Origin of the sequence: Pedobacter chinensis (assembly GCF_003339865.1) — a bacterium.
Lineage (GTDB): Bacteria > Bacteroidota > Bacteroidia > Sphingobacteriales > Sphingobacteriaceae > Pedobacter > Pedobacter chinensis.
The window spans coordinates 583,588-594,341 of record NZ_QPKV01000002.1; the positions used below are offsets into that span (position 1 = coordinate 583,588).

The following is a 10,754-nucleotide window of genomic DNA, read 5'->3' on the forward strand; positions in this document are numbered from 1 at the left end:
CAAAGTAAAGGCCTCTTTCTGAAAGCATTGCAGTGTAACAGAGTGCCAAACACTGCCTTTGAACGCCAAACACTGCCACCTGTGTACAACAAGGAAAATAACATTGGTTCTTTGTATCAGATTTCAGGCAGGAACGCTATCAGACCATCATTCAGAGCGGATAGACAGCGTTCAGAAATGCAGGCCATTCTGCAAGCCGGATTGCAAGACTGCAAGATTGCAGGATTGTAAGAAAGCAAACGAGATAGACTGACGACAGGCAATCACGCAAGACAGACTTCCTGAACGTATGCAGGTTTGCAGGAGTACAGGAATGACGGCTATACTGACTGATAGCAAACAGGAACGGGTGCAGTCCTGCCGTATTGCAGAGAGGCAGACAGTCACAAGTTCAGTAAAGCAAGATGGCTGGCTATCCTGCAAGGAAGCCGGAATGAAATCAGGAATGACTGACAGACAGTCCTCAGGACGGGAAGCCTGCAAGAAAGTAGAAACTTTAATTTTTTAAGATATGGAAACAAAAAAGAAACCGCTGTTCATTGCCTTTTCCTCTCAAAAAGGCGGCGTTGGCAAAAGCACATTTACGGCACTTGTTGCCAGCCTGCTCCATTACCGGATGGGCTACAATGTAGCCGTGTTGGATTGCGATTATCCGCAGTACAGTTTATTGAAAATGCGTGAAAGGGATTTGAAAGCCGTAAGGGAAAACGAACACTTTAAGCGGATTGCCCACAGGCAATTTATGACCATTAATAAGAAAGCCTACACGATAGAGCAATGCAAAGCGGAAACCGCTTTGAGCGAAGCCGATAATTTACTCCGTTCCTCAACTATTCCGTTTGATGTAGTTTTCTTCGACTTGCCCGGAACGGTCAACTCTGCCGGAATACTTCATACCCTTATGGGAATGGACTACATTTTTTCGCCTATCACGGCTGACAGGGTTGTCGTGGAAAGTACACTGAGCTTTACACAGGCTCTTACTGATATTATAATGAAAAACGGGGGAAGCACTATTAAAGGTATCCACCTGTTTTGGAACCAGGTGGACAGACGTGAAAAATCGGAACTCTATGATTTGTACGGCAAATTCATAGCGGACTTGGGTTTCTCCCTGATGAAAATTTATGTAACGGACAGCAAGCGTTTCAGAAAAGAAAGTGAAGCGATGGAAAAAACGCCTTTTCGTTCTTCTTTGCTACCGCCCGACCAAAGGCTGATGGCTGCTTGTCAGTTGGATTTATTTATCCAGGAATTTTTAAGAACCATTGAACTGTAACGATTATGGAAAAAGGAAATAAAAAAAGAAACAGCCCTGAAATTGACGAAGAATATGTGATGTCATTAATGGCTGGCGGTGTCCGCAAAGAGGGAATGAAACAGCCACCCGCCGAGACGCCCAAAGAGCCTGCCAAAGAGCCTGCCAAAGAGGAAATCAAAGAAGTAGAAATTGCTAAAGAAGAGGTCAAGGATCAAATACAGGAGAAGCCTGTGCAAAAAGAGCGAACAAGAGCCAGAAAAAATTCAGACAGTACCTACGGTGAACGTTTTCTCAATACGCACTCAATGGAAAAGCGGGGCGACAAGAGCATCTATATCCGGCAGGAATACCACGAACGCCTTTCCCGTATCGTACAGGTTATCGGGAAAGATAAGATACCGCTGTATGCTTACCTCGATAACATTCTCGAACATCATTTTGAACTGTTTGAGAAAGCAATTACCGATGATTTTAACGAGAAATTTAAACCCATTTTTTAAAGCATCTGATTATGAAAAATACAAACAAAAAAACAGACAAAGCCTTACGCACGGCTCAATACAAATCCACTTTCCTTACACCTACAGAGTTTATGGCAAGGAAAGGGAAAACGGTATATATCAGCAAAGAGTTTCATCAGAAACTGAACCTGCTTGTATTTATGCTCGGTGGTGGCAAGCTGACCCTTGCCGATTATTTACAGAATTTGCTTCAGCATCATTTTGATGATTTCGGAACGGAAATGAAAGAGCTTTATGGTAAAGCAGATAAACCAACTTTTTAAAAATTATAGCGATGAACAACAATAGAAAAAACCAGAAAAATATAGAGTGGAAAAACCTTTATCCCTCTCTATTCCTCATCAACCGCTTTCCGTCAGGACGGCACGGAAAAGTAGTGTACATACGCCCCGAATACCACGAACGTTTGCTCCGCATTGTACAGGTGTCAAGAGAAGAAAAAGCCACGCTTTACTCATTAATAGACAACATTCTTGAGCATCACTTCAAGGAATTTGGCGAAGACATCATCGATTATTACAACAAACAGAACAAACCAATTTTTTAGCGATGGAAATAGTAATTGTAGTATGCCTGCTGATAGTTATTGCCCTGCTTTTGCAGGACAAGATTGTCATTAAAAGAAAGTCGGAACAAAAGCCGAAACAGGACCCGAAACTGCCCGATATTATGGGGCAACCAAAGCCCGTAAGAAGCCAATCCCTGCCAAATACTGCCAATGAAAGCCAGATAGCGGAACCGGAGGTAGATATTGATAATTTAGACATCGAATACGACACAAATGAAAACGTAGGTATTCAACAAATTCCGCAGGAAGAACTGGACGAGGTGTTCAGTAATAATGTACCCGATTTGGCAGAGGAAGAAGAAGATTTGAACAGGTACAGAACTTCCGGTAGCGATGACGGTTTTGCCCAGGGGGTTACCTTTGAAGAACTAAACAGCGTGGGGGTGTTGCTCCAAAAAGAAACATTGGAACCAGCCCAAAAGGAAACAGCGATTGATATAGTTCAAAGATTACAGGGAACCGAATTATTTGCTCTACTCGAAAGTTCAATGCAAGGTGCTTCCAAAAAGATTGCCGAGCTTCTGGACAGCACACTTTCATCATCTGATACCGAAGCCGGTTCTTCCAATTTGCGGAAAAGTGATTTAAGTGATTTTGATATTGGGGAGTTTGTATAGGAAATATTTACGTTTGTCAGAAATTGTAGAAGCAAGAAAACTGAAGTTTTCTTGCTTCTTTTGTTTCTACAATCATGATAAAAATGGTTTTAACGAAAAAAAAATCGCCAAAAATTTTGACGATAAAAAAATAGTCACTATTTTTGACAAAATTTTTATCGTCAACTATGAGTGAGCAAGATATATTTTTAAGAAACAATACGGGGAGCAAATCTAAGTCTGCGATAGTAGATGGGTTTGTTGTACGAACAAATGAGTTTGATTATATCAAAGACATTTTAGTGAATGGAGATATTAAAAGTAAATCTTTAAACACTATTATTATTGGACAGCGCGGTGCTGGAAAAACAACATTAATGCATAGACTGAATTACGCTATACTTGATGAAAAGCTGCTGTCGGATATCTACCTTCCTATTATGTTCTCGGAAGAACAATACAATTTATCTGATCTAACGAATCTTTGGGAGGCTATAGCTATGGGAATTGATGATAATTTTTATAAGGAAAAACTATCTGATTCCATTGAGAAGATTATTGACACGGAAGAAGATTATGAAAAAGCATCATTTAGTTTTTTGCAAAAGTTTCTGAAGTCAAAAAACAAAACGGCCATTCTTTTTATCGAGAATGTTAACTTTTTTTTAAAGAAGCTAAATGAATACGAAAAAAAGCGACTTAAGTCAATTTTAACCTCTGAATCTCATTTTAGGATAATAGGTTCTTCAACTTCTTTCAATGATGGAACAATTGACTTTGGCGATCCATTTTATAAGTTTTTTAATACGGTGCAATTGGATGGGCTGAATCAACAAGATTGCGAAAAACTTCTAATAAAAATTGGTCAACAATATGGAGAGGAGAATCAGATTAAAGAGATTATTGAGAATTACCCCGGTAGAGTTGAAGCGTTAAGAAGATTAACTGGAGGTGTACCAAGAACAATCTCTTATCTTTTTCAGATTTTTTTAGATAATGAAAATGGCAAGGCTATTAAAGACCTTTATCTTCTTATAGATACATTAACACTATTATATAAGTCTGAGTTAGATCAACTTTCAACTCAACAACAGAAAGTAATTGATGCTATAGCTAGAAAATGGGACGCGATTTCTGTTAAAGAAATCGCAAAGCGGACTAGATTGGAAAGCAAAAATATATCATCGATACTATCATATCTAGAAAAAAATCAATTGATTGAGAAGGTGCCTACTTCTACAAAGAATCATTTATATAGAATAAAGGAACGCTTTATGAATATTTGGTACTTAATGAGGTTTGGAAGAAAACATGATAAGGAAAATGTGATATGGCTAGTTCGATTTTTTGATGCTTGGTGTGACGAAAGTGAGCTAACTAAAAGACTTAAAAATCATATTAGCAACCTTAAAGATGGTAAGTATGACGCTGTTGCTGCAATAGATATGGGTAATACATTTTTATCTTGCGAGAACATCCCGGAGAATTTAAAGGAAGAATTGATTAGTACTACTAATTCTATCTTACCAGACAGAATATTAAAAGGGGCAAAAACTGCTGAAAAGGATGTATTAGATGACATTAAAAAGCTCTTAAAAGATGAGCGTTTTGATGAAGCTGTTAGTCGACTCAACGATGTAGAAAATAAAGATATTGATTATTTCATGTTAGCTACATCTGTTTATTTAATGCAAGGAGATCATGAAAAAGCATTAGACGCAGCAAAATCAGCTTGGAATTTAGATGATCAAAATACATTTACATCCACCACATTAGGAGTTATTTATGACATGCACTTAAATGATCCTGATAAAGCTATAGAATATTATGAGAAGTCATTGACATTACCACATCCTCATCCATATGCTGCTAATAGGTTAGGTAGTATTTATAAAAAGAGAAAGGATTACGAGTCAGCGATAAAATATCATAAACAAGCTGTGACAAAGAATTTTAAACAGTCATTGATTTCCTTAGGAAATATTTATTTAGATCTTAATGATTTTGAAATGGCAGAGAAATATTTTAGAGATGCTGTAGAGGCTAAATTAGATAAATCTAATACTGCTTTGGCAAAATTGTTTTCTAAAATGAAAAAGAAAAAAGATGCTGAGATAGCTCTTTTGAATGCGGTTAAGGAGAACGAAGAGGATAGTAATATTAATCTTGGAAGACTCTACATGTTTAAAAGCAAACCAAGTTTCAAAAAAGCGGAGGAGCAATTTAAATTAGCCATTGACAAGGGAGAAATTGATGGGTATACTCAATTAGCAAGATTATATCTTAGACAGAAACAAAACGACATGGCAATTGCTGTTCTTGAAAATGGAGTATCACATAATGATGCTGAATCAGCACATCAGTTGGCTCATCTCTTTCACAGAGAAGGGCTGTTTGAGAAGTCGGATAAAATGTTTGAGAAAGCAATAGAATTAGGCGATACTTCTGTGATAGGATGTTGGGTACAGAGCATCTATAGATCTAAGAGAAATAATAGGAAAAAATTCACAAAAGAGTTGCTTGAAAAATACAAACCAGACGATATAAATAGTCGCTTTGAGTTACTTTATGCTAAAATACTATTGTGGAACGACAATTTGACGGAAGCAATAGGCATTGTAAAAAAGCAAGCTGCCATTTTACATAACAGCACTGATGATGATAGCTATGCTCACAGAAATATTTCAGAACTTGTAGAATTTTTCCTGTTACTGATTGCTAAAAGAGAATATGATATTGCTTTAGATATGTTTAGTGATAATAATGATTTGGATCTTAGAACTATGCTGAAGCCTATATATTACCTAATGATGAATGAGCTCAAGGAAGATTATCCAATGGAATACCTTAAGGCTGGTAAAGAGCTAACAGAAACTATTAATGATTTAAAAAAGGAGGTGGAAAATTTGAGAAAAAAATAGAATAAAAACGTAAAAAAAAATATTAGAGAAATTTAAGCATAGTTTAAGAAATGCGACAACTTAAACTATGCCTACTGTTTCTTTCAAGTGTCCACTTATGAGAATGGATAAATGATATTGTGATTGGAATAGCACAAAAGTAAACAAACTTGTTATTTGTGCAAATATAATTGTCATTTTCTTTTCTTATAGTGGTCAATGATCGTCTGGCTTTGCTAATGTTTATGCTAGGACTACCATTTTTATAAAATTAGGTAGACGATAATGATAAAAGTATTAATTAAATAAAAAAGAAAATTAAATGGCAAACGCTACTATTAAGTATTACCCAGTTGGTAATGGAGATACCTCTCTAATTACTTTGGAAGACAAAACAACCATTGTGGTTGATTGTAACATCAGGAATTGTGACAACGACGAAACATATGATGTTAAAAAAGATTTATTGCAAAGCTTGCAGTATAGTAATGGTATACCCTATGTTGACGTATTTATCTTAACTCATGGTGATCAAGATCATTGTAGAGGCTTTAAAAAGCACTTCTATCAAGGAGCTCCCGAAAAATATTCAGAAAGTGATAAGAAGGAAGGGCTTATCAGAGTAGACACAATGTGGTTTTCTCCAATGATTGCTGAGGAACATACAAATGATGATGAAGATGCTTACCAAAAGGAAGCAGAACGCCGGCTTTCACTACATCGAAGCAAAGACCCTAAAAAGGATAATGCAGGAAATAGAATTAAGATTATCGGGTATGACGGAAGTACAGATTATAAAGACTTAGATCATTTAAGAGCTAAACCAGGAGACATAGTAGACCGCTTTAATGACCGAAATCAAGTATTGTTTTCAATATTCATACATGCCCCCTTCAAGGAACATCTTGAAGCATTAGGTGACGATAAAAAAAATTCAACGAGCATTGTGTTTCAAGCGAGATTTAAAAAGACATCTTATCAGCAAGATTTCTCAACTCTTGCAATGTTTGGGGGGGATTCTGATCACACTTCATGGTGTATTATTTTAGAAAAAACTAAAAAGTACAAAAATGAACATGCTTTGAAATGGGATTTATTTCTTTCTCCTCATCACTGCTCTTGGTCATTCTTTAACGATAGGCCACAAGAAGAAAATCCTGATCCGAAAGATACTTCATTGGAAGTTTTAAACTACAGGAGGAATAATGCAAAGGTTATTGCATCAAGTAAAAAAATCTTAAATGACGAGGATAATCCACCTCATTATGAGGCTAAACGCGAGTATGTTAAAAAAGTAACGGATGGAAATTTTCTGAATACTACTACGTATAACATAGTTAACAAGATTCCGCAACCAATCGTGTTTGAGGTTACTTCTCAAGGAATAGTAAAACCTAAGCATGTTGAGGGTTCAGCTAAGGTTGCCGGAGGAGCTGGTTTAGGTATTGTAAACACCACTTCAAAATACGGAAATGGAGAAGTTTAGTGATAGCCTACCGTTATTTACTAATGATATAGAGAATCCTGAAATTCAGGATTCTCTAAAATCATTATGTCAACTTCAAGGTGATCAAGTAAAGATTTTGGATTGGGGAAATAGTAGAATCGCTATTCCAATTGAGATCAATATTGACTTACCTAGTCTGGGGAATTTTGACGATTTAGACATTAGAGAAAAAGAGCCTGTTATTTTTGTGTTTGATTTAATTAATTATCCAGTTTCAGCTCCTCGAGTTTATACTGACAGGTTAGATTTTCCTAAAAACAATCTTGCTCATCTTTATGTAGCAGTTAATAATCGCCCGCCGGCCTTCTGTTATGTAAGAGGAAATGCAGACGAATGGTATGCAAATAAAAGGATTGAAGACCTCGTAATACGAATAAGCAACTGGCTTAGAGATGGTGCTACAGGTGAGTTAACTGAAAATGGTGAACAATATGAACCATTGAGATTAGAGGGATACTCGGGAAGTATAATTTATGACTATGATACCCTTCTGACTGTTGTTGCTAATAAAGCAGCTTTTGAATTTGGAGATAAGTTTTCAATTGTCTTGTTCGAACGTCCGAGTAATTTGGGTAGGTATACGTATAAATTTGTTAGGCCGATTACTGATAAAAATGCACTTACTACTATTAAGGAAGTTGACGAGGAACGTAAAAAAGACAAAGAAGATGTTACAAGAAAGAAATATTATTACGGATATGTGCTATGGAGTGAAGAAGATGTGATAAGACGAGAATATGAAGTAAATATTCCAAGGTCATGGGACGAGTTTAAATTGTTTTGTGAGTATTATCATATTAAATATAAAGAGTTTGAAAAATTCATTACTACCTATAGTAAAATAAACGAGTATATCTATTTTCCTGTAATAATTGGAATACGTAGACCTAGTCAACTGATTGGCTATTCATCGAATGTAGAATTCATAAACCTACGCTTTAAGGTAACTTCCAGTGACATCGAACAGGAAAAAATTGTCAATAACGTACCGATAGATATGTTATCGCACAACCAACCTCTAACTAAAAAATTAGCCGGTCATATATCAGGATTGGACAAAATTTCAGACAGCAAAAGAAATGTTATCTTTGGGTGTGGTGCAATCGGATCTAAGATGATAATGCATTTAGCGAGATCTGGACAGACAAACTTAACTTTGATCGACCCAGATTATATTTCTCCGCATAACTTAGTTAGACACACATTATTTGGAGAGGATGTAGGTCACAATAAAGCCGAAGCATTAGCAGAAAAAATAGAGAAAATTTACCCTTATGAAAATACAAAAATAATAAGTGGTACTTCTTTTAAGGATGGGCTTATAGGCCAAAAAGAAACATTTGAGAAATATGATTGGGTATTAGATTTTACTGCTTCCGAAGCATTTTTTAATCGATTGTCTACATTAAGAAATATAGATAATAATCATGTAGTAAGTGCCTCAATAAGTGATTTTGGAAATTTGGGGATAATGTACAAAGAAGGTAATAATAGAAACCCCAGATTGGATGATTTGCAAGTGTATTTGTTTAGTCTTGCTGAAAACGATTTGAATATTAGAAACTGGCTTAAGAATGAACAGGCATCCGCTCACTCTAATTTAACAGTGCATGTTGGTGTAGGCTGTAATTCGGAAACGACAGTTTTATCAGACCATAAAATTTCCTCTCATGCATCTTATTTTTCTGGTGTTCTACAGAAAGAAATGAGTATGATGTCAGCGGAAGGTAAAATATATTTGAATCGCATTATAGATTCAAAAGACTATAGAATTGAAACACAGGTGTTTAATGTAAAACCATTTGATATGTTTCAGGCAGTTAACAATACTAATTGGGAAATTCGATTTAAGCAAGGTATTGTAGAGCAATTGACTAAAGAGTTTACGATTGCTGGAAAAAATGAGACGGGAGGTGTATTTGTTGGTGTTTGTAATTATAAAACGAAAACAATTCATATTACTGGTTCGATCAAAGCTCCTTTGGATAGCAAAGGTAGTACAACACAGTTTGTCAGAGGACAAAATGGTTTAGCGAATGAAATTTCAGCAATAGAAAAGAGTTCAGGAGGTCAAATTGGTTATGTCGGGGAATGGCACACTCATCCTGATGGACCTAATTGTCTTAGTAAACAGGATATGGAAAGCGTGAAGAAGCACAAAGAAGAATGTAGTAATCTTCAACCGCCATTGCCTGTGTTTTTATCCATTATTACTCCAACCGGTATATTTCCTTACGTATTTTAAATTGAAGTGAATATGGAAAAACCTGTGAATTTAAAGGCAAAGAATACTCCACAATTGTGGATCCTACTGTCAGCAAATATTTTAATTATATGTGGTATAATCTTCCCACAGTATTTTAAAGAAATAGCAAATGAATTCGATATCGTTTTAATAATAAAAGGTCTTGGTGCATCTATAGCTCCATTACTGCTGTTTTTATTGAATGGTTTATTATCAAGCAATCAAAAAGCTATACTGGTTTTTTGGAAACTCAAAAACCCCTTGCCAGGCTCAATAGCGTTTTCAAAACTAAGTAAAGAAGATCCTCGAATAGACAGAAAAAAACTGAAAGAGATTCATGGGAATTTACCTAAAAATCCCAAAGATCAAAACAGGCTGTGGTATAAAATTTACCAGAAAAACACTTTAGATATTGTAATTTCCGAAAGTCACAGAACGTTCTTGTTAGCTAGAGATTCTGCTTCATTGTCCTTTCTATTTATAGTCTTTATTGGAATTCCTGCTCTTGTTATTGCAACTTGGCCGATTAACATATATTATTTTTCTTTCTTACTGGTTCAATATATAGTTGTAGTTGTAGGAGCACAAAATAGAGGACGAAGATTTGTTACCAATGTTTTGGCTGTAGAAAGTAAATAGTTATAGTAGTAACTTTGGTATTTGAAAGCATCAAGCCTAATAGCTTGATGCTTTTTTTATATAAGTCAGTTCTACAACGCCACTCAACGCCAAATCATTCCTTTGACAGCCACTTTGTTAGATTGCTTTGATTTCCGAAACACCTTTGTTCCGAAAGCCCGCAAGGTGTGGGCAAACTGTAACAAATTAATGTGTTTCAATTATGGAAAAACAGAGAAAAAAAGTTTTGCTGGCAGCCGTGGCAATGCTGTCAGGAATTGGTGCGTTCGCACAGGGAAACGGTTCGGCTGGTATCAACGAGGCTACCCAAATGGTAACGTCTTATTTCGACCCCGCAACCCAATTAATCTACGCCATCGGTGCGGTGGTTGGGCTCATCGGAGGCGTTAAGGTGTACAACAAATTCAGTTCGGGCGACCCTGATACATCGAAGACTGCGGCAAGCTGGTTCGGTGCGTGTATCTTCTTAATCGTAGCGGCTACCATCCTGCGTTCATTCTTCCTTTAATCCTTTGCT

10 protein-coding genes are annotated in these 10,754 nt (G+C 36.3%); all 10 read left to right on the plus strand.

Annotation, left to right across the window (positions count from 1 at the left end; all coding sequences use genetic code 11):
• The first annotated feature begins 511 nt into the window (after positions 1 to 511).
• The 10 genes from DU508_RS03745 to DU508_RS03790 all read left to right on the plus strand — a co-directional run bounded on the left by DU508_RS03745 (position 512) and on the right by DU508_RS03790 (position 10,745).
• The gene (locus DU508_RS03745) at positions 512 to 1,279 is read left to right on the plus strand and encodes a ParA family protein (RefSeq protein ID WP_115401482.1); all 768 of its coding nucleotides are present in this window, start codon (positions 512 to 514) and stop codon (positions 1,277 to 1,279) included.
• Positions 1,280 to 1,284: 5 nt separating this feature from the next.
• The gene (locus DU508_RS03750; protein WP_115401483.1) at positions 1,285 to 1,761 is read left to right on the plus strand and encodes a DUF3408 domain-containing protein; all 477 of its coding nucleotides are present in this window, start codon (positions 1,285 to 1,287) and stop codon (positions 1,759 to 1,761) included.
• 11 nt (positions 1,762 to 1,772) lie between these two features.
• On the plus strand, positions 1,773 to 2,045 hold the full coding sequence (locus tag DU508_RS03755) for a DUF3408 domain-containing protein (RefSeq protein WP_068597194.1): 273 nt from the start codon (positions 1,773 to 1,775) through the stop codon (positions 2,043 to 2,045).
• A gap of 11 nt (positions 2,046 to 2,056) precedes the next feature.
• Complete coding sequence (locus DU508_RS03760) at positions 2,057 to 2,329, plus strand: DUF3408 domain-containing protein (RefSeq protein WP_115401484.1); 273 nt, start codon at positions 2,057 to 2,059, stop codon at positions 2,327 to 2,329.
• Between the two features lie 2 nt (positions 2,330 to 2,331).
• Positions 2,332 to 2,967: a conjugal transfer protein TraD gene (locus tag DU508_RS03765; protein WP_115401485.1), complete on the plus strand. Its 636-nt coding sequence runs from the start codon at positions 2,332 to 2,334 to the stop codon at positions 2,965 to 2,967.
• 167 nt (positions 2,968 to 3,134) lie between these two features.
• Entirely contained in the window at positions 3,135 to 5,867 is a 2,733-nt protein-coding gene (locus DU508_RS03770) for a tetratricopeptide repeat protein (RefSeq protein ID WP_115401486.1), read from the plus strand.
• A 301-nt stretch (positions 5,868 to 6,168) separates the two neighbouring features.
• Positions 6,169 to 7,332: a ComEC/Rec2 family competence protein gene (locus tag DU508_RS03775; RefSeq protein WP_115401487.1), complete on the plus strand. Its 1,164-nt coding sequence runs from the start codon at positions 6,169 to 6,171 to the stop codon at positions 7,330 to 7,332.
• A complete protein-coding gene (locus DU508_RS03780) occupies positions 7,319 to 9,598 on the plus strand; it encodes a ThiF family adenylyltransferase (protein WP_115401488.1) in 2,280 nt (759 codons plus the stop codon). The genes DU508_RS03775 and DU508_RS03780 overlap by 14 nt, the downstream gene beginning before the upstream one ends.
• A 12-nt stretch (positions 9,599 to 9,610) precedes the next feature.
• Positions 9,611 to 10,237 carry a hypothetical protein gene (locus DU508_RS03785; protein ID WP_115401489.1) on the plus strand — a complete coding sequence of 209 codons (627 nt, stop codon included), beginning with the start codon at positions 9,611 to 9,613 and terminating at the stop codon, positions 10,235 to 10,237.
• A gap of 202 nt (positions 10,238 to 10,439) precedes the next feature.
• Entirely contained in the window at positions 10,440 to 10,745 is a 306-nt protein-coding gene (locus tag DU508_RS03790) for a DUF4134 domain-containing protein (RefSeq protein ID WP_002979435.1), read from the plus strand.
• The last annotated feature ends 9 nt before the right edge of the window (positions 10,746 to 10,754 follow it).